The 20,819-nt window shown below is 69.8% G+C and carries 12 protein-coding genes and 1 pseudogene; 6 read left to right on the top strand and 7 right to left on the bottom strand.

Annotated elements, in window-relative coordinates; all coding sequences use genetic code 11:
* Window positions 1-148: 148 nt before the first annotated feature.
* From istA to AC060L_RS32915, 4 genes are all read left to right on the top strand, one after another.
* The gene (gene istA / locus AC060L_RS32930; RefSeq protein WP_483799923.1) at window positions 149-1,624 is read left to right on the top strand and encodes an IS21 family transposase; all 1,476 of its coding nucleotides are present in this window, start codon (window positions 149-151) and stop codon (window positions 1,622-1,624) included.
* Window positions 1,625-1,684: 60 nt separating this feature from the next.
* On the top strand, window positions 1,685-2,458 hold the full coding sequence (istB, locus tag AC060L_RS32925) for an IS21-like element helper ATPase IstB (protein WP_483799922.1): 774 nt from the start codon (window positions 1,685-1,687) through the stop codon (window positions 2,456-2,458).
* Window positions 2,459-2,614: 156 nt separating this feature from the next.
* On the top strand, window positions 2,615-7,057 hold the full coding sequence (locus tag AC060L_RS32920; protein WP_483802645.1) for a P-loop domain-containing protein: 4,443 nt from the start codon (window positions 2,615-2,617) through the stop codon (window positions 7,055-7,057).
* Window positions 7,054-7,947 (top strand): hypothetical protein, encoded by an 894-nt coding sequence (locus AC060L_RS32915; RefSeq protein WP_483802644.1) that lies wholly within the window; start codon window positions 7,054-7,056, stop codon window positions 7,945-7,947. The genes AC060L_RS32920 and AC060L_RS32915 overlap by 4 nt, the downstream gene beginning before the upstream one ends.
* 475 nt (window positions 7,948-8,422) lie before the next feature.
* On the opposite strand, the gene AC060L_RS32910 is transcribed toward AC060L_RS32915, so the two are convergent.
* From AC060L_RS32910 to AC060L_RS32885, 6 genes and pseudogenes are all read right to left on the bottom strand, one after another.
* Window positions 8,423-9,352, bottom strand: a complete 930-nt coding sequence (locus AC060L_RS32910; RefSeq protein WP_483802643.1) for an ADP-ribosylglycohydrolase family protein — start codon at window positions 9,350-9,352, stop codon at window positions 8,423-8,425.
* A gap of 4 nt (window positions 9,353-9,356) precedes the next feature.
* A complete protein-coding gene (locus AC060L_RS32905; protein ID WP_483802642.1) occupies window positions 9,357-9,932 on the bottom strand; it encodes a DUF6928 family protein in 576 nt (191 codons plus the stop codon).
* 17 nt (window positions 9,933-9,949) lie between these two features.
* Window positions 9,950-12,634 (bottom strand): FxSxx-COOH system tetratricopeptide repeat protein, encoded by a 2,685-nt coding sequence (gene fxsT / locus AC060L_RS32900; RefSeq protein WP_483802641.1) that lies wholly within the window; start codon window positions 12,632-12,634, stop codon window positions 9,950-9,952.
* Window positions 12,631-13,047 (bottom strand): hypothetical protein, encoded by a 417-nt coding sequence (locus tag AC060L_RS32895; RefSeq protein ID WP_483802640.1) that lies wholly within the window; start codon window positions 13,045-13,047, stop codon window positions 12,631-12,633. The genes fxsT and AC060L_RS32895 overlap by 4 nt, the downstream gene beginning before the upstream one ends.
* A gap of 197 nt (window positions 13,048-13,244) precedes the next feature.
* Entirely contained in the window at window positions 13,245-13,682 is a 438-nt protein-coding gene (locus AC060L_RS32890) for a peptide deformylase (RefSeq protein ID WP_483802639.1), read from the bottom strand.
* Window positions 13,676-14,040, bottom strand: a pseudogene (locus AC060L_RS32885) (helix-turn-helix domain-containing protein); the annotation flags it as partial. The pseudogene AC060L_RS32885 and the gene AC060L_RS32890, both read right to left, overlap by 7 nt.
* 1,255 nt (window positions 14,041-15,295) lie before the next feature.
* On the opposite strand from AC060L_RS32885, the gene AC060L_RS32880 reads away from it, so the two are divergent.
* Complete coding sequence (locus AC060L_RS32880) at window positions 15,296-15,517, top strand: hypothetical protein (RefSeq protein WP_483802638.1); 222 nt, start codon at window positions 15,296-15,298, stop codon at window positions 15,515-15,517.
* Window positions 15,518-15,758: 241 nt separating this feature from the next.
* Here the strand turns inward: AC060L_RS32880 and AC060L_RS32875 are convergent, their stop codons facing one another.
* A complete protein-coding gene (locus AC060L_RS32875; RefSeq protein ID WP_483802637.1) occupies window positions 15,759-17,147 on the bottom strand; it encodes an RICIN domain-containing protein in 1,389 nt (462 codons plus the stop codon).
* A 374-nt stretch (window positions 17,148-17,521) separates the two neighbouring features.
* On the opposite strand from AC060L_RS32875, the gene AC060L_RS32870 reads away from it, so the two are divergent.
* Entirely contained in the window at window positions 17,522-20,638 is a 3,117-nt protein-coding gene (locus AC060L_RS32870) for an ATP-binding protein (protein ID WP_483802636.1), read from the top strand.
* Window positions 20,639-20,819 lie beyond the last annotated feature (181 nt).

Below are 20,819 nucleotides of genomic sequence, written 5' to 3'. Positions count from 1 at the left end.
CCGGAATTCCAGGTGGATGGCCGTCTGACCTGTGGTGTTCCTGATCGCTTCCTTATCGAAGGAGACCCCTCCGTCCGGTTTGCTGGTGTTTGCGAAGCATCAGCGAACCGGTCGGAGAGGTCCTGTGACGAAGTCTGACAGAGAGATCATGGAAATCCTTGAGGCGTACGACCTGACCGGGACGGTCTGGTCGGCGGCGAGCTTGGCGGGGCACGACCCGAAGACGGTCAAGCGGTATGTCGAGGCCCGCGACGGCGGGCGCAATCCTTATGAGCGAGAGCCGCGGCCGAAGATGATCGACGCGTTCCTGGAGAAGGTCGAGGAGTGGGTCGAGCAGTCGAAGGCGACGATCCGCGCCGATGTGGTCCACGAGAAGCTCGTGAAGATGGGCTACCGGGGAAGTGCGCGCTCGACGAGGCGGGCGGTGAACGCGGCGAAGACCGCGTGGAAGACGGGCAAGCGCCGGACGTACCGACCCTGGATTCCCGAGCCGGGCCGGTGGCTGCAGTTCGACTGGGGCGAGGGGCCGCGGATCGGCGGCCGGCGGACCTGGCTGTTCTGCGCGTGGCTGTCCTGGTCGCGGTTCCGGGTCGTGATCCCGGTCTGGGACTGCACGTTGGGCACGCTGGTGGCCTGCCTGGACACCGCGTTGCGGCGGATTGGCGGGGCGCCGACGTATGTACTGACGGACAACGCGAAGACGGTCACCGTCGAGCACATCGCCGGGATCCCGGTACGTCATCCACAGATGGTCGCCGCGGGTCGGCATTACGGCTGCCAGGTGGTCAGTTGCGTGCCCTACGACCCCGAGTCGAAGGGCGGCGCGGAGGCCACGGTCCGTATCGCGAAGGCCGACCTGGTGCCCACGGATGCGAACCTGTTGCCCGCCTACGACTCCTTCGCCGAGCTCACCGATGCCTGCCGCACCTGGTGCGAGCAGGTGAACTCCCGTCGTCACCGGGCGACCGGGCAGATACCCGCGAGCCGCCTGGACGTGGAGCGCACCACCCTGCACGTCCTGCCCATCGAGCCGCTCGCGCTCGCGCTGGGCGAGGAGAGGCTGGTCGGCTCGGACCGCACGATCAGCTTCAACTCGGTGCGCTACTCGACCCCGCCGGGCTATACCGGCGCGAGGGTGTGGTGCCGGGTCGTCGGCGAGGAACTCTCCATCACCGCCCGCACCGAATCCGGGGACCTGTCGGAGATCTGGCGCCACCAGCTGTCCACCCCGGGTGTTCCGCAGATCATCGACGCGCACTATCCCGACCACCCGGACGGCCGCAGCGTTCACCAGCCGCGGCTGCGGCCGCGCTCGGAGGCGGAGATCGCGTTCGTGGGCATCGGGCCCGGGGCCGGGCGCTGGCTCAAGGAGGCCGGACCCGCCGGCGCGATCCGCATCCGCGCCAAGATGGCCCGCGCGGTCGAGCTGGCCACTGTCCTGGGCAACGACAAAGTCGACCAGGCCCTCGGTCTGGCGGCCACGGCCGGGCGCTTCGCCGACGACGACCTGCTCTCGATCCTGGGACACATCGCGGACAGCAAGCCCGCCGGCGAGGTCGTGCGCGCGGACGAGGCCCACTCCGTCCAGAACGGAACCATCGGCTGGCAGGCCCTGGGCCGCTGAGCCAACACGCCGCCCACCACAGCATTCTGACTGCACGTCACCCAAGAGAACGGCACCCCCATGAGCTTTCCCAGCCCGCCCGCCATCCCCGAGGAACTCGACAAACTCATGCGCCGCATGCGCCTGCCCTACATGCGCAAAGCGGCCCCGGACGTCCTGGCCACCGCCCGAGCCCAGCGTTGGGACCCCGCCGAGGTCCTGCGGCTGCTGATAGCCGAGGAGGTCACCGGCCGCGACGCGGCCACCCGGCGCCTTCGCCGCCACTCGGCGAACTTCCCCACCGGCAAAACCCTGGGCTCCTGGCGGGCCGAGGACTCCACCATCCCCGAACCCACCCAGAACTCCCTGATCACCCTGGAGTGGATCGGCCGCGCCGAGAATTTGGTGATCGCCGGCCCGTCGGGGACGGGCAAGAGCCACTTCACCGAGGGCCTGGCCCAGGCCGCGATCGAGAAGGACCTGCGGGTGTCCTGGTTCACCCTGGAGACGCTGAGCGCCGCGATCGGGAAGTCGAAGGTCGACGGGTCCACCGCCCGGACCGTCGCCCGGATCTGCCGCGCGGACCTCATCGTCATCGACGACATCGGCCTGCTGCCGGTCGGCGAGGACGCCGCCGAGGCGTTCTACCGGATCATCGACGCTGCCTACGAACGCCGGTCCATCGCGGTGACCAGCAACATTCACCCCTCAGGCTTCGACACGATCATGCCCAAGACTCTCGCCGGCGCCAGCACCGACCGCCTCATGCACCACGCTCACCTCGTGACCACCACTGGCGACTCACACCGCCTCGCCGAGGCCCTCGCCGGGAAGGGAGTGGTCCCCTTGAACTGACCCCCACCCCAGGAACACCACTGGCCACCCACCTGGGCATCTGATGGCCACCAGCCTGGACACCCAACGGCCACCCACCTGGGCATCTCAATGGCCGTTGACAATTGTCGCTCCGAACCACTGATCCAGGTGGGCGACGGACAAGGCGGGGTGCCGATGGCGTACTTGGCAGCGAGCGAGCAGCCGCCTGGGGATGCAGGCAAGCCGCAGCGGTATGCAGTCTTGGCACTGGGGATCGCCTTCACCCGGACCGACGATGGTGATTCACCGAGGCCTGAGCTGGATGTTCTGGAAGAGGCTCCCATTCACGCCTCGCGCGTTGCGGATGTGCTGACAGGGCTCCAGTACGCGCCATACCCGCACACAGTGTCGGACCAACCGGACCGGTACGGGGACCTGATCGAGGCGGCTGTCGAGGCCGAGGACATCGACGTGTTGATCGTTCATATCGTCGGGCACGGTGAGCTGGCCAGGGCAGGAAGTGAGCAGCTATACATCCTGGGCAGCAATGGGAAGCGGCTGAAGCGACCGGTGAGCGAGTGGATCCGCCAGATTGAGGACCATCAGGACGACGCCAACCTCGAGGAGGGCCACCAGCAGCGGCCGTTGACTCTGTTCATCCTCGATGTCTGCTACGCCGGCGAGGCGGCGGTGACCACCTGGCACGCCCGGATAGACGTAGCCCGACGCCGGGCCTGGGTGCTGGCCGCGACCGGGCCCGGGCAGCAAGCCTATGGCTACCGGCTGAGCCGGGCCCTGGTACAGGTCCTGGAGAAATACCGTGACCTGGAGACCCGGTTCGACTCGTCGCTGCGGTACATTCCGGCAGCGACCGTATGGCGGGAGGTCGAACGCACCGTCAACGAACTGACCGAGCAGGCCAATGGTCTGCCGCAGGCGATCCTCACTAGCCTGGTGCCCGGACACGTTGACCTGTCCCACCTGCCGTTTTTTCCCAACCCCTCGTTCGATCCCGGCCGTAGTTCGTCCGCTCTGTCCTTGGGTCTGCCACCAGAGATCACGCGGTTGGCGGGCTGGGCAGCGGACCCGCTGCACTTCATGCAACGCGCCGGCGGCGCGGAGCCGGTGGACCGCGACTGGACCGAGGGTTACTTCAGCGGCCGCAATGCGCAGTTGGAAACGCTGGCAAGCTGGCTCGATGACGAAACGGCCGTTCCAGGGCTGCGCGTGGTGACAGGTAAGCCTGGTGCGGGGAAGTCGGCGTTGCTGGGCGTCCTGGTGTGCGCTGCGCACCCGGCACTGCGCCGCCACACCAAGCCCCTGTGGGCAGCGTTGGATGACCGGGCCCCCGGAGAGAACGACCGGCTCGCGGTGGTCCACGCACACGGCTTGGCTCTCGGCGAGATCGTCACCTCGATCGCCCGCCAGCTACGGAACATCGACAGGTCGGACGACAGAGAACCCGGCGATACGAGTGGCGAGGCCTATCTGGAGGGCGAGAGCCGGCAGGGGGCGGAGAATCCGGCGAAACACCTGCTGAACCTGCTACCCGGTGACGGGCGACCGGTAACCGTGGCCATCGATGCCCTCGACGAAGCTCTACGGCCCCAAGAGATCATTACGTCCCTCCTCATCCCGCTCGCCCGGCAGGTGCAGAGGCCGGACAGCAATGTGCGGCTACTGGTCGGCACCCGCAACGACGAGCGGTCCCGAGGCCTGCTGGCCCTGGCGCAGGGCTCCAGCGGGTGCACGGACTTGGACTCCATCGCGCCTGACGACGTCTGCCGAGATCTGACCGATTATGTCAAGCGGCTCCTCGCGGCGAGTGACGGACCGTACGCGGCAGGCGGCCTGCGGACGGTCCGGAACGCGCTGGCACGGGCCATCGCCGAAGCACTCACAAATCTGGGTGACACCGGCGAACCGGACCAGGAGGGCCTCCAATGGGGCGAGTTCCTGACCGCGGGACTCTACGTACACTACCTCCTCACCGAACCGCCCCCCGCTACCCCTCAGGCAGCCGATCTGCTGGGCCGAAGTGTGCCCCGCAGCCTGCCCGAGCTTCTCGAGCTCGATCTGCGACGCCACGCCGACTTACCCCTACTGCAACCCGTGCTGACCGCCCTCGCCTACGCTCAGGGTCGGGGCATGCCGGAGAGCGTCCTGGCGCACACCGCCGCAGCCTTCGTTGCACCCGATCCAGGGGACCACGCGCTGCCCCTACCGGACCTGTACGCGCTCCTGGACGGCGAAGCGCGCTTCTACCTGCGCCGCGATGTCGAGGACGATGGAACAACGCTTTACCGGCTCTTCCATGAGGGGCTCGCCGACTGGTTGCGCGATCGAACGAGCTCGTCTGTCGGGCACGACACTCACGTGACCGTGATCCCGCCAGACGATCCGGCGGGACGCCTGTACATGCGTCTCATGGACTGCGTGCCCCGCGACAACAACGGCGGCGCGCTGTGGCAGCACGCTGTCCCCTACCTCCTGCGGCACACCGCCCAGCACGCAATCCGAGCTGGGCGACTGGACGAACTTCTCAACGACAGCGGCTATCTTCAGCACGCCGACCCTCATGCCCTCGCCAGGGCGATGGCGTACGCCGGCTCCGAGCCCGCCCGGCACAATGCCGCCGTCTATCAAGCGTCCTGGGGCATTCACCAGGCCCAGGTACCTGTGTCACGCCGCCAGATTCTGGCCCTTGACGCAGCACGATTCCGCAATGGACCGCTGTTGGAGGAGCTGACCCGCGACACGGATTGGCAAATTCGGTGGGCGATAGGGAGCCAGATCCCAACGGCACCGGCATACGCTCTCGCCGGCCACACCGGCCGGGTGCGCGCGGTGGCAACGACGGAGTTGGACGGCCGCGCGCACGCCATCACCACCGGCCGCGATGGCTCGGTGCGGGTCTGGGACCTAACGACCGGCGCCCAGACCCATGAACTGGCAGGCCACACAGGCAGTGGGCTGGCCGTGGCGGTGGCGCAGGTACGTGGCCGTCCCCACGCCGTCACCGCTGGCGTCGACGGGGTGGTGCGAGTATGGGACCTGACCACCGGCACCCAAGCCCGAGAGCTCACCGGCCACGCTGGCCCGGTACCTACGGTGGCGACGTCGATGCACGGCCATCCGCACGCCGTCACCGCCGGCCTCGACGGGGTGGTGCGAGTATGGGACCTGACCACCGGCACCCAAACCCATGAACTGACCGGCCACGCACCGGGCAACCTGGCCGTGGCGGTGGCGGAGCTGGAGGGCCATCCGCACGCCGTCACGGCTGGCCTCGACGGGGTGCTCCGAGTATGGGACCTGACCACCGGCGCCCAAAACCAGAGCCTCGCCGGCCCAGTGCAGGCGGTGGCGGTGGCAGAGCTGCACGGCCTCCCCCACGCCGTCACTGCCGGCCTCGACGGGGTACTGCGTATCTGGGACCTAACCACCTGCACCCAAACCCGATATATCACCAGTCGCACCGGCCCGGTGCGTGCGCTGGCGGTGACGGAGTTGCACGGCCGGCTACATGCCGTCACCGCCGCAATGGACGGTGTGCTGCGAGTGTGGAACCTGACCACCGGCACCCAGACCCAAGAGCTAACCTCCCACACCAGCCTGATTCATGCGGTGGCCGCGGCGGAGGCGCACGGCCGTGCGCACGCAATCACCGTGGGTGAGGAAGGGTTGGTGCGCGTCTGGGACCTGACCACCAGTAGCCAGAGCCGAGAGCTCAGCGACCACACCGCAGGGGCGAATACGGTGGCGGTGGTGGAGGTGCACGGCGGTCTCTGCGTCCTAACCGCCGGCGACGAGGGGACGGTGCAGATCCGGGACCTGACTACCGGCAGCCGCATCCGAGAGATCAAGGCCTACTCAACGCCAGTGTGGGCAATAGCGACAATGGAGCTGAACGGCCATCCCCACGTTGTCACTGGCAGCGGCGACGGCTCGGTGCGGGTATGGGACCTGACCACGGGCACCAAAACTCATGAACTCACTGGGCAGGTAGGCCAGTTGCTTGCTGTGGCAGTAGCAGAGCTGGATGACCGCTCCAAGGTCATCACTACCCGCAACGGCTCGGTTCAGGTGTGGGAGCTCGCCACCGGCGCCCTGGTCCATGAATTGACCGGCAGCACCGGCGGTGCGCTCGCCGTAGCCGTAGCGAAGTTGGATGGCCGCTCGCACGCCGTCACCGGCAACGGCGACGGCTCAGTGCGGGTATGGGACCTGACCACAGGCTGCCGGATACGAGAACTGACTGGCCACACGGGCGCAGTGCAGGCGGTGGCAACGATTGAGCTGGAGGGCCTTCCCCACGCCGTCACCTCAGCTGACGACGAACTCGTGCGGGTGTGGGACCTGACCACAGGCGTCCAGGTCCGAGGGCTGGCCGGCCACATCGCAGGGGCGAATGCGGTGGCAGTGGCGAAGTTGAACGGCCATCCCCACGCCGTAACCGCCGGCGTCGAGGGGGTGGTGCGGGTATGGGACCTAGCGACCGGATCTTGCCTGAGCACGTTTCAATTTCCGCAAGCCGTGATAGCCCTAGCCCTCTCCTCTGATGCCACCATCATCGTGACCTTCGGCCGTGAAGTTGCAGTCCTCAGTTTCGTACCCTTGAAAGGCTGGCTCCATTGACATCTCCCGGTACCCCACCGCTGCGAATCGTCACCGTCCACGGTGTCGGCAACAAGTTCGGCACTGGTATCTCTGGTACCCGACTGGAAGAGCTCCGCGCCCTGAAGGCCGCCGCTTGGGCCCGAGACCTGGGCAACGGCATCGGAATCGCCCCTGCCCAGCTTGACCTCGACTTCGCCTACTACGCGGACAAGCTCATCACTGACCCCGCAGCCCAAGGCGACCAGGACGGCGACTTCCTCGACGACCCGCTCGCCCAGAGGATGCTCACCGCCTGGGCGCGAGAGCTGGGCCTCCCTGACGAGGTATCACACGGTCACGCCACGATACCGCTTCGGATGCTTTCTTCGTGGGTGGCGCGCAGGTTCGACCTTGCCGAGGGGCCTCTGCGGTTGTTCCTCCGGATGCTGTTCCCCGAGGTCGCCACGTACCTGCGCACCAGCGACGCCCCGCAACGCACAGCGGCTCGCGAGGAGGTCGCTGCCCGGATTGCCCGGCACCAACCACGCATCGTCATCGCTCACTCATTGGGCTCCGTCGTCGCCTACGAAGCCCTGCATGCTCACCCGGAACTGCAGCCCGACCTCTTCCTCACCCTGGGATCGCCGCTGGCCATGCCCCACGTTGTCTTCGAACGCCTCACCCCCGCACCACGCCCCACCGGCCCCGCACCACAGGGGACACCCCTGCCCGGGCAAACGCGCTGGGTCAACATCGCCGATCCTGGCGACCTTGTGGCCATCCCACCCCAACTCGGCCGGTACTTCGGCGGCATAGCCTTGGACCACACCACCGTCGTCAGCCCCTCCCTCTTCCACTTCCACCACGCCACCAACTACCTGCAGTCCGCGACCACGGCCGCCACCCTCGCCCCCTACCTCGACCTCTGACCTCGGCCTCTTCACCATCATGGCCCACGTGTCCCCGTTCACGAGGGGACCAGCGGCCGGTGGCCACGACATGGCGCCGCGGGTCGCACAGCGCGGTCTCGTGGATGGCAAGGGCAGCGATCTCCCGGCTTGCAACCCACCCGTCGCGCCCGCGAGGCTGCCTGGAAGGTGGGTGGACGGGTGGTCGAGGTCCGCACCCTCGCGCACCTCGGCACTGCCTTCCAGCGCGCGGGATCGAGCAGGGCCCACTTTGCAGATCAGCGACTGGGGAGACAGCGCGCTGCTCATGCTCAACCCGGTGATCACCAACACGCGGGGCGAGTGAGAGGCATGGGCATTCGCGAGCTGGTATCCGGGCGTCTTCCGCTGCCCGTCCTTCTGGGACCTGGCGGTGGACAAGGTCACCAGTGACCACCCGGACGCCGACTGGGACTTCCTCACCACGTAACCGCCACCCGGGTTGGAGCAGGGCTGTTCAGGCGGCGAGACGGTGTGCGAGGTCGAGAATCTCCGGCAGGCGCAGGACACGCCCACCGTGGCCGGGGAGAGGTACGTGGAGGGGCGCTGTCCAGCGGGTGGGGATGGCCTCGAGTCCGTGGACTGCGCCGGCGAGACCGCCGGCGACGGCGGCGACCGTGTCGGTGTCGCCGCCGAGGTCGACCGCGGCACGCACGGCCGCCTCGAAGGAGGTGGTGGTGCGGACGGCCCAGAGGGCGGAGCACAGGCAGGGCCAGACCGCTCCGTTGAACTCGGTGGCGTCATCCGGGTGCCAGTCGGGGGCCAGGACGGTCACGTAGCGCCCACGATGATGGGGGCTCACTTGAGTGAGGATCTCCGGGAGAGCGGCGAGCGGGTCGTCGCCTTCCAGGGCCAGGCGGACCAGCTCGTGGAAGATGGCAGTGCCTTCCCAGGCCGCGCCGTCACCATGGGTATGCGCCGAGATTCGTCGGGCGGCGTCCATGGTCGCCTGCCTGCCGTCGCGGGCGAAGTACACCGCCGAGGTCGCGGCCCGCATCAGCGCGCCGTTGCCCGCCGAGCGCAGGTTGACCTGGAAGTGAACGGCCGCGGCCAGGGCCCACGGCATGCCGTTGGTGAGGACGTCCTCCGTCTGCACGCCGGTGTCCTTGGGTTCGGACGCTGCCCAGCGCTGGAAGCGCGCGAAAATGTCCGGCAGGTCCAACCCTCCGCGCTCCAGCAGCGACCCGGCGACCATGACGGCCATCTGCGTGTCGTCGGTGGCCTCACCAGGCTCCCAGCCACCACCCCCGCACATCTCCCCGCCGCCTCCCGGCTCGGGAAAGCGACTCGAGAACGCCCCCGCAGGGCCGAACTCGAACGGGGCGCCCAAGGCGTCCCCCACAGCAGAGCCGAGCACTGCCCCGACCGCTCGCTGCTGGTCAATCACCTCGTCAGGTTATCGGGTCACCAAGGTCCTGCTTGATCAAGGTGCCGTCGGGGCCGAGCACGTAGGTACGTGGCCGGCCCATGGCAGCCACGGCTGCCCTGAGCGCCGCCTCCTTCTCTGCCGGATCCGGGCCGTTCGGGTCCCGGACAAGGAAGCCGTGGAGCTCGATGGCGTCCGCGTCCACGTCGCCCGGCTTCGGGCGGCCCTCCACGACGAACCCACACAACGCCCGGAGCGCATCCTCGCCCATCTCCAGCGGGTGGAAGGGCAGCGGATAAGGCTTCTCTTCCTGGTCCGGCCACGGCACGATCTGGGCCGGGCGCTCCCCGGCCCAGTACGGCACTTCGAACGGGAGCGGCTCGCCGATGTTCTCGACGATCCCGCTGTCCGGAGACAGACTCAACGACCGGATGAGACGCCGGTCCTCCCACACCCCGAACGCCAGCCGGTCGACCACACTGTGCGTGGCGTGCAAGACCATCCGCCGCCCTACGCTTGCCGCCACGAGCTCCTCCAGGAACTGATACGGACGATCGACCATCACGCGTTGATCGCAGACCAGCTCCACGCCGGACGACACGGCGAGATGGCGAGCCCTCAGAACGGGTAAACCTCCAGGTCGCGGCTGGTCCGCTTCCAGCTGCGCGCGGAGACCGTGTTGGGGTGCTCCTCACCCAGCTGGCGGATGAACTCCGCCACCGCCCGGGCCTGCAGCTCGGCGGCCTGGGCCACCCGGCCCAGCGCCCGCAGGGTGACCGCCAGGTTGGCCTGGCAGCACACCGCGTCGGGGTGGCGCGGGCTGTGACGCTTACAGAGGCCGCGGTAGGCAGCCAGCTCCAGCCGTTCGGCCTCGGTGTACTCGCCCAGGTCCCCGTAGACGTTGGCCAGGTTGATCATCCCGTTCAAGGTGAACGGATGGTCGGGGTCCAGCACCCGCTGCAGCGTGCCCACCGTCCGCCGACCGAGCTCCACCGCCTCCTCCACCTCACCGCTGCCGCGCAGGTAGATCACCAGGTTGTTGGCGCAGGCCAGGGTGAACGGGTGTTCCGCGCCGAAGAGCTGCTGGTAGCCGACGTAGACCTGGCGGGCCAGGTCCCGAGCCGCGTCCTTGTCCCCACCCGCACTGTAGTCGGCCGCCAGGTTCAGCGCGCAGGCCAGCGTGTCCGCAGCGTTCTCGCCGTAGCGCTCCAGGTAGCGCTCGTAGGTCTCCTTGGTGAGCCGGCGCGCCTCGCCCAGCCGGCCCGCCTTGCGCAGCGATACGGCCAGCGACTTGGCGTTGCGCAAAATCTCTGGCGCGTCGATGTCCAGCACCTCGGAGTACGCCTGGCCGACCTCCTGGGCGAGCACCACCGAGCCCTCGTAGTCGCCCTGTTCGCGCAGGTCTCGGGCCAGGTTGGATTTCACCGACAGGGTGTAGAGGTGCTTGGGACCCAGCACCGCGCGGCGGCGGTCCAGGGTGTCCTGGTCCAGCTCTTGGGCGGCCCGGCTGTTGCCCACCAGCACGTAGTCGATGGCCAGGTTGTTGGCGAGTGACAGGGTCCGCGGATTGTCCTCGCCGAACTGCTCGCGGAACCGGTCCAGCGTCTCCCGATCCAGCTCCAGCGCCTTGCGGAACTCCCCCAGCGCCCGCCGGTCGGCGCCCAGCGAGCCAGCCGTCATCAAGGTGTACGGGTGCTGGTCGCCCAGCACCCGGCGCTGCCGGTCCAGGGTGTCCTCGTCCAGCGCCAGCGCTTCGGCGTAATTGCCCTGGGTGCGCAGCACGTTGGCGAGCTGGAAACGCAGCAGCAGGGTCTGCGGGTCGTCCTCACCGAGCTTGGCGGTCCACGCCTCGTCCAGAAGGTGGCCCATCCGGCGGGCCTGCGCGAACTCGCCGCGCCTCCACAGGTAGCGCACCCGGTCGATCATCAGCTGGCGGGTATCCGGCTCGTCGCAGTCGTGCGCCCGGGACGGCGACAGATGCGGCCAGATCTCCTCGAAGGCCGGCCAGTTGGCCGGGTCGTCGGCGCCGCCGCGGACCGGCCGGGCACCGACCAGGATCCGATGCACCTCGTGGACGGTGTCGGTCTGCTCCTCCGGAGTCATCTCGGAGCGGATCACGGCCTGCACCAGGCGGTGCACCTGGACACTGTCGTTTGCCACGTCGACCCTGGCGAGCCCGTAGCGGCTGACCGCGCGCAGGACCTTGCCGAGCATAGAGCCCTCGGCCAGTTCCGGGTTGTACGGTTCCAGGGCCAGCCGCATCGGCTCGGAGTAGAAGAAGTGCCTGAGCGAGATCGGCTCGGGTCCGAAGAAGGCGAACAGTTCCAGCAGTCGGACGGCGGCCGGCGACTGCTCGCGCAGCTTGGCGATCGAGACGCTCCAGGTCTGACCGACCGGGGCCGGGTAGTCCAGTGGGGGCTCGCCGGCGGCGAGGGCCCTGGGGACGGCGGCCTTCAGTTGGGTGACATAGGCGTCCACCGGGGTCCCGGTAGTCTCCAGCCAGGCGGCGGCGACCTCGACGGCCAGCGGCAGGTCGCCGACCTCGTGGGCAACCCGGGCCGCGTCCTCCTCGGACAGGCCGGGGACCCGGTTGCATAAATGCTTGATGCTCTCCGAGCGGTCGAACACGTCTACCGGCAGCACCCGAGCCAGCCCGGACCAGTTCGGGTTTCGAGAAGTGATCAGGGTGTGGCCGGGGCCGTTGGTGAAGAAGCGGCGAACATCAGCGGGGGCATCGGCATTGTCGAAGATCAGTAGCCATCGGGAGGTCGGCACGCCCCGGCGCAATGCATCCCGGGCCGCCTCCACCGCCTTTTCGACGTCATCGCCGACGGGCAGGAGTATCCGCTCGGCCAGTTGGGCCAGGGAAGGCGCGATCAGCTCGCTCTGTTCGGCGTTGATCCACCAGATCAGGTCGTAGTACGCCTTGTAGCGGTGCGCGTACTCCACTGCCAGCTGTGTTTTGCCGACCCCACCGAGCCCCTGCAGGGTCTGGGGCGGCGCGCCCACCAGGGCCGCGGTGCCCTCGGCCAGCCTCGCGTGCAGCTGGGCCAGGACACCGGCTCGGCCGGTGAACGATGGATTCTGCTGTGGTGCATTCGAGTACCTCGGGCCGATGCCGGCGGAAGGCCCTTGCTGCTCGGGCTCGCCGTCGGCGGGCAGCGGTGTCTCCCCGGCATCGGTCTCGGCCGGGGTCAGGACCAAGTCGCCGTTCACGACCATGCCGATGTGCTGTGCGGCCAGGCCGCGGTGGCCCTTGGAAATGATCCAGTACCGGGCGGGCGGCTCGTCGGGCAGCGTCACCGCTGAACCGTGGTGTTGTCACCGTTGACGACGATGCCGATGTGCTGGGCGGCGATACCCCGTTCACCCGAGGCGGTGATCACGATCTGCGGGGAGTGCGGCAACATCGCGGCCACGTCCTCGCGGAGCCGGTCGTCCTCACGCAGGGCGCGCTCGATCTGTCGCCGCAGGTCTGCGGCGGCCTCGGGGTTTTCCGGCTCGGCGGCGGCCTCCGCCACGGCAACGGTCAGGGCGGCCTGGTCCGAGCGTCGCCTCCGGCGCCACACGGTCTGGAGGATGCGCTGTCCGAGATTCGCCGTCGCGTCCACGGCCGCATCCTGCGCCCGTGTGAGCACAGCGGCCCCGTAGGCGGTGACCGCAGCACTGACATAGGGCCCAGCCTGTTCAACCAGCTGCACCAACTCGGTTGACATGCAGTCCCCTCCGGGGTCATGACTCTGCGTCTCAGTGAAATCTAGCCCGAACGCCGCCAGAGTGGCCAGGCTCTGCTGGAAACAGTCCGCCTGGGAACGGCTCCGGAGCCGACCGTGATGGACTACTACCAGTAGGCCCACGCCTTCCCTGTCTGCCGGTATTGCTCGACGGGGATGGGGGCGATCCTGGGCCGCATTCAGGTGGGATAGAGCAGGCTGTCGAGGTGGTCGATCTGGTAGTGGATCACGCGGGCGAGTCCGCGTTCTAATGTGGTGGTGACCAGCGGGCCGTCCAGCGCGGTGGTTTCCACGCTGATTCGCAGTGGGCGCGGGACCATGCCGCGGACGTCGAAGAAGGACAGGCAGCCTTCGAACTGCTCGTCCGTCTCGCTGGCGCCGTCGGTGATGCAGGGATTCAGCAGGACGATCGCTGGCGCTCCGGGCTCGGTTGGCTGGACGATCGCGGCGGCCCGACCGATGCCGATCTGCGGTGCCGCGATCCCCATGCCCTTGGCGAAGGGATCGCCCTGTCCGATGCGCTCCATCGCGGTGAACAGCCTCTCGATGACCTGCTCGGCACTGTCACGGTCGGTGGGCAGGTCGAAGGGTCGAGCGGTCTCTGCGAGCGGTCGCACTGGGCGAGCTCGCCGGGCTGGTAGACCGTCCGCGAGACCGGATCGACCGGCAGATAGGCCGGCCGCAGCTCGCGGACCCGCTCTTTGAGGATCGTCATCCCGCGTTCCCAGCCGATCCGCTCGGCGATGACGGTGGCGGGCATCGTGGGAGTCGCCTTGAGCAGCTCACGGATCGCAGGTTCGACCGCGTCGACCGCCGAGCCCTTCAGCGGGCGCTGGTAGACCAGAGGCCGGTCGGTGTCCGGGCCCGCTTGACCGTGTTCTTCGAGATGCCCAGGTGCCGGGCGATCGCCCGGATCGGCATCTGCTCGGCCCGGTGCAGTCGACGGATCTCAGCCCAGTCCTCCACGGAAATCACCCTCTCCTCCTGACCCTCAATGAAGATCAGGATGATCAGACGATCGCGAGGTGGGTCACCGTTGATCCGCCGTTCAGCGGTCAGTTTTCAGTTTTCACCCGTCGTCGAGAAGGCACCACAACCATCCGCGGCGGCTGATCTCAGCGGGCAGAGCCAGCCGAGCCTTGCGAGAAGGCGCAGCCGACCCCCGCCTTCACCACAGCGGGGCCCGATACGCCCCCCGAACGAACCGGCCTACGACAGCTCCAGTTCCCCACGCCACACCGGCATGTGTGTATGGTTCAACTCGGGCCTCGGTATTGAACCCCCACGCCGGGCGGGCGCCGGCGGCGCACTGCACGCACCGGCCCCAGGCGTCCCATCAGGCCGTGGCCTCCCCGTAGATGGGGCTGCCGCGAGCCTCCGTTCCCGGACCTTCGGGGCACCACTCGTCGCGCGCCCCCAGCCACACTGACCTCGTCCGGTTCCTGCCTGATACCGGGCGCTCCAGCGTTACGGACCCACCGTGTTCGTCGGACGAGGCCCTGGCCCGGCGGTGAAACAGCAGGGTCGGAATCGCTCGGCCCGCTGTCGTGCACCCGTGGCGCATCACTCTGCGGCGGTACGTCAACGTCGGTGCTGACCCGGGTGATCGGCTCGTCATAGGGCCGCGTCGTGTGCGGCTCCGCTGCGGCTGCGGAATCGACGGCGGCCGAGGCGTCCTCCTCGGCATCCACGAGGTCGAGGACCGCGAGAAGCGAGTCCTTCTGGTTCTCCGATTCCGCGGCGTCGCCCGGCAGTTCGGTGGTCACTTCCGGCGCAACGGTTCGCTGGTCGGCACCGGTCAAACCCGTAGCGCTGGTCGGAGAGTCGTGCCTCTCGAAGGTCTCACCCTCAGCCTCCGCGCTGAGCACCTCATGGCGGTCGGTCAACTCGGCGGCATCACAGACCGTTTCCTCTGCGCCGGTGCTCTGAGCCTCCGAAGGGGCCAGAGGGGCACGGTTGGGTACCACCGGGTGCCAGAGGTCGGGCAAGCGTCGGGTTCGGTGGCTCCGGTCAGGGCGGTGATCGGTTGCGGGATGGAGCTGGTGGCGCGGTTGGGCTGTCAGGGCGGCCGCAGCCCGCGTGGCCGCAGCCGTCACAGGGGCGGCTCACGGCGTCCTCCGGTCCCGGCGCGCGGCCGGCTTCCGGAACCCGGCAACGTGCAGGGCGGCCACCGCGACCAGCACGACCACGATCAGAGCGCCGCCCAGCAGTCGCCGGTCCTGGGAGGCCCGTGAACGAGAACACCGCCGGCGCACCGACCTCGGCCGTCGAAAGACGCAACCAGCTCTTTCAGGCACTGCGGCAGGGCGGCAGTGCCTGGGACTGGGTGCGCGCCTGCGCGAGCTACGTGGTCGTGCCCGACCCGCGCACTGTGCGGCGGGACCCGGAGCAGCTGCGCAAGTCGAGCGCGATCTACCGTGACCGGGACACGGGCAGGTATCAGGCCGGTTAGTAGGCCAGGGCAGTTCCCCGCGCAGCGGCGGCATGTAGGTATGGATCATGTCGTGGGCCGAGGGCGGGAGGATTCCGTTGCGGGTCAGTCCTTCGGCGATCGCGAAGATGCCCCGCCCGCGGAGGTATTCGTTGAGGATGCGCCAGACGACGGGTGACCGCGGGAGCAGCGGCGGGGCGGGTCCCCGGGGGGCGTCCCCGGGGACCCGCCGGTCAGGTCCGTGCTCGCGCGCGAACGCGGGTCAGCTGATCGTCCACTGCTGCTGCGGCGAGCCGGTGTTCACCTGCTGCGTGATCGTGGCGCTGCTGGCGGCCGAAGCGGCGGTGAGCAGCAACCCGCTGCGCGCCGAGGAGACGAGGTAGGAGCCGTTCGCCAGCGGCGTGAGGACCCAGAGCTCGTTGGTACTGAGGCCGCACCCCCACTGGTCCACCACGGAGCCGGCGTTGGTGGACCCACCGTTGACCTCGGCGCACAAGGTCGAGGAGCCGTTGACGAGTTGGTAGGCATTGCCCTGCTGGACGAGCTGCCAGTTCTCGTTGGCGCTGTTGGCCACAACAGCCCAGAGGTCGAGCCGGGTGCCGGCGTTGTGGCTGCTGCCGGGGACTTCGAGGGCCAGGCCGCCGGTGAGCAGGGTGTGGGTGCCGCTCAGGGTGGGGTTGACCCAGTTGGTGGTCCACTGCTGCTGCGACGAGTTGCTGTTCGACTGCGTCACCGCCGAGGCGCCGTTGCCGTTCGAAGCGAGCACCTTGCCGGCCCACGAGGTGAGGATGAAGGAGCCGTTCGCCTGCGTCGTGATGGTCCAGTAGTCGAAGAACTGGCCGACACATTGACCGTCGCCCGCCGTGCCGTTGGCGTCCACAAGGCAGTAGCCAGTGGAGGCGCTGATGATTTCGTAGGTGCCGTCGGGCTGCTGGACGAACTGCCAGTTCTGGTAGGAACTGCCGTTCGCGGACGAGGCGGTGACAGTGCCGCCGCCGGCGTCGTTGAGGGCCAGGCCGCCGGTGATCAGGGTGTGGTAGCCGCTCAGGACGGGGCTGGCCGAGCCGACCGTCCACTGCTGCAGCGGCGAGTTGGTGTTCACCTCCTGCGTGAGCGTGGCGCCGTTGGCGGTCGAAGCGGTGGTGAGCGCCAACCCGCTGCTCATCGAGGTGATGAGGTAGGAGCCGTTCGACAGCGGCGTGAGGAGCCAGTGCGTGTTGGCACTGGGGGCACAACCCCGCTGGTCCACCACGGCGCCCGCGTCGAGGGACCCTTGGTTGACCTCGACGCACAACTTCGAAGCGTCGTTGGCGAGAACGTAGGAGCCGTCGGACTGCGGGAGGAACTCCCAGTTCTGGTTGGTGCCGCCGTTCACGCCCCAGGTGATCAGCTGGGTGCCGTCAACGTTGGTGCCGTTGGGGTCGTCGAGGGCCATGCCGCCGGCGAGCAGGGTGTGAGTGCCGTTCAGGACGGGGGCAGCGAGCGCCTGGGCCTTGGCCGGGGCCGAACCGGTCGTGACGGCGGCGTGGGGCGCGGTAGCCGCGGTCGCTGTGGCTGCCGCGGCGGTGGTGGTCAGACCGGCGGCGGCGGTCAGGGCGAGGGCCGTGGCGGCGAGCGCGCCGAGGAGTTTTCGCATTCGAGTGGCTGACACAGGGACTCCTTTGTCGGTGTCGGGTACGCCGGGCGGGCGGCGAGTCGGAGTGCGCGGGGGGAGACCTCGCCCTCGTTGACAGACCTTCGCGTCCGGCCGGTTCGGCTGATGAAGAGCAGATCATCGGGCTGGTCGGGGCACCAGGAAGAAGGACGGGACGAACCACCGGACGAACCCGGTCGTCCGACCGGACGAACCCGGAGTTGACGCCGCCTCAGCTGTCGGGTCGCCCACCGCCCTACTGAGCGGTAGGGTTCGGGGGCTCAACACTCCTGCCCCTCCGGGCGCGGGACTTGTTGTGGTGTCCGGACACCAGGGGAGGGTGTGTTGGTCGAACAACGGAGTCCGCTCCGGACGAGTCCGGCGGTGGATCGTTGAGGGAGTTCGGCGAGATGCTGCGGGAGTGCCGCCGGGCGGCCGGGCTGACCCAGGAGGAGCTCGCCGAGGCGGCCGGCCTGTCTGCCCGGTCGGTCAGGGAACTGGAGCGCGGCCGACGCGGGCGCCCGCAGCGCCGCACGGTGGAGCAACTGGTGTCGGCACTGGGTCTGGTGGGGACCGGCGCCGCCGCCCTGGTGGCGGCCGGACGCGGCGGGCCACCGGTGGAGCCACCGGTCGACCGGGGCCGGGACGGGACCGTGCTGCTCGACCGGACCGAACAGCTCGCCGCGGTGGAGCGCGCGGCCGCGCAGGCACGGGCGGGCCGGGGTGCGGTGGTGCTGGTGCGGGCAGGCGCGGGGATGGGCAAGACCTCGCTGCTGAACGCCTGGGTGTCCGCCGAACAGGCCCGCGGGATGCGGGTGGAGCGGGCCGACGCCGGCGAGCTGGAGCAGGACTTCGCCTTCTCGGTGCTGCGGCAGCTGATCGAACCACTGCTGGCCCGGGCCGATCCTGCCGGGCGGGAACGCATGCTGTCGGGCCCGGCGCAGTTGGCCTCGTACGCCTTGCGGGTGGTCGGTACCGACGGGGAGGCGCTGTCGCCGGAGGCGTCGCTGGGTGTTCTGCACAGCCTGTACTGGCTGATGGTGCACGTCGTCGACGACGGGCCGCTCGCGCTGGTGGTCGACGACGCGCACTGGGCGGACGCGCCGTCGGTGCGGTGGCTGGAGTACCTGGCCCGGCGGGTGCGCGGTCTGCCGCTGCTGCTGGTGCTGGCCGCGCGCCCGGACAGCGGGACGCAGGTCGAGCCGCTGCTGGAGCAGATCGCCGCCCAGCCGCACTGCCGGCCCGTCGAGCTGCCGGCCCTCGCCACCGACAGCGTGGCCTCGCTGGTGCGAACACGGCTGGGCGGGGACGCCGATCCACGGTTCGCCGCCGCCTGCGCCGAGGCGACCCGGGGCAATCCGCTGCTGCTGCGCGAGCTGCTGCGCACACTGGCCGACAACGGGGTCAGACCGGCCGGCGATCAGGCGTGCGTGGTGGAGGAGTTCCGGGGCCGGATCCTGGCGGGCACCGTGGTCAAGCGCCTGGCGGGCGAGCCGGAGCCCGTCCGCACGGTGGTCCGCGCCCTGGTGGTGCTGGGGGACGGCGCCACCTGGCAGGTCGCCGCCGAGCTGGCGGGGTTGGGCGAGGCGAGGGCCAGGGAGCTCGGCCGCCGGTTGCAGCGGATCGGCGTGCTGGCCCCCGGCGAGGTGGCGCGGTTCGACCATCCCCTGGTCCGCGCCGCGATCGCCGAAGCCCTCTTCGGGCCGGTGGAGTCGGCCGACGGGCACGCCCAGGCGGCCGAACTGCTCCGGCGCGAGGGGGCGCCCGAAGCCGAGGTGGCGGCCCATCTGCTGCTGGCCGAACCGAACGGCGAGGCCTGGCGGGTGGAGGTCCTGCGGGAGGCGGCGAGGGCAAGCCGCGGCCGGGGGGCGCCGGAGGTCACCGTGACCTATCTGCGCCGAGCCCTGCGCGAACCGATGTCGGTCAAGGAACGCGGCCCGCTGCTACTGGAGTTGGGCGCGGACGAGATGCAGGTCGACCTCGGTGCGGCCCGGCACCGTCTGGCGCGGGCCGCGGACGCGCTGACCGACCCGTACGCCCGGGCCCACGCGGCCCACCTGCTCGCCCAGGCACTGTTCCTGGAGCAGCAGCACGAGGACGCCGTCGACGTGCTCGCCCGCGCGGTGGAGGACCTGCGGGAGGCGGAGGACGGCAGCGGGCTCGCCCGCGAGGTGTCGTGGTACCTGCAGGCCCAGATGCTGCTGATCGGCTACGACCAGCTGTCCACCCTCCCCGCCGCCCGACTGCGGGCCCGGCGACTGCGGGAGCACGATCTTGCCGGTGACACCCTCGGGGAGTGCGCGGTGCTCGCCGCGCTGTCCGTCTCCGCCCTCAGCGGCGATGCCGGCGCCGCCGTCGTCGATGACCTCGTCGACCGGGCGCTGCGCGGCGGGTTGGCGGGCGCGGACCAATCGCAGCTGCTGCTGAGCCTGGCCGGGTTGGCCTTCGTGGCCACGGACCGGCTCGACGACGCGGCGGCCCGGTTCGACCAGATCGCCGACGTGGCCGGGCGCTGGGGTTCCTTCCGCATGGTGTCGGCGGCGCTGACCTGGCAGGTGTCGATCAGCCGCCACCGGGGCCGACAGCTCGCGCTCACCTCGGACTTCGGGCACCCGGCCATGACCGACGAGGGCATGGAACTGCGGGTCCGGACGGCCATGATGACCCAGGTGGGCGAGTCGCTGATCGAGCGCGGCGACCTCGCCGGGGCGGAGCGGGTACTGACCCCGGACGCCGACAGCGACCGGGTGGGCTGGGCGTGGCAGGGCCCGATGGTCCTCGTCCGCAGCCGGGTGCACGCCGAGCGGGGCAATCCGGCCGTCGCGCTCGCGGTGCTGCTGGAGTACGGCGCGCAGGAGCGGTGGGCTCAGGTCACCAACCTCGCTCTGGCGCCCTGGCGGTCGCAGGCGGCCCTCGCGCACCATGCGCTGGGCCGGCGGGAGGAAGCATTGCGGCTCGCCGCTGAGGAGTTGGAGCTGGCGCACCGCTGGGGCACCGCGCGCTCCATCGGGGTGGCGTCGCGCTGCCTCGGCGTCGTGACGGGCGGGGCCGAGGGCGCTGGCCTCCTGCGCGAAGCCGTTGCCGTGCTGGAGCGGTCCCCGGCCCACCTCGAACTGGCCCGGGCCCGGTACGAGCTGGGGGCCGCCCTGGCGCGCACCGGCGAGGCCGATCGGGCCCGGCGCAGCCTCGCCCGGGCGCTGGACCTCGCACAGACATGCGACAGCGTCCTGCTCGCCGATCGGGCGCGTCGCGCGTTGACCGAGCTGGGCGTGCGCCCCGGCCCGGTGCCACCGCCTGCCCCCAACCTGTCGATGACCGAGCACCGCGTGCTGGAGCTGGTCGCTGCCGGCCACAGCGACCGGCAGATCGCCCAGGCCCTGCTGCTCACCCCGCAGGACGTGACCGTACTGATCGGCCGGGCAGCCCGCACCCTGGGCGCGACCGGCCGCGCCGAACTGGCCGAACTGGCCGACCGCGGGCAAGGCAGCGCGCCTGCGAACCCGCCGTGACCGCGGGACGACGGCCACGTCGCAGCAGGCTCGGCCCGTCCCCGCCGGGTCCGTTTCCAGTCGGCCCCCTCTTGCTGGCAGGGCACCGCAGCTCGTCCCAGCGGGCCCGGTCCCACTCCGCGTCGGCAAGCTCGGCCGAGCGACGGGTGCCGGTCGGAGGGCTCGCTTGCCCCCGCTGACA

Source organism: Kitasatospora sp. NEAU-69 (assembly GCF_057158765.1).
This window is presented reverse-complemented; position numbering and strand designations above follow the sequence as displayed.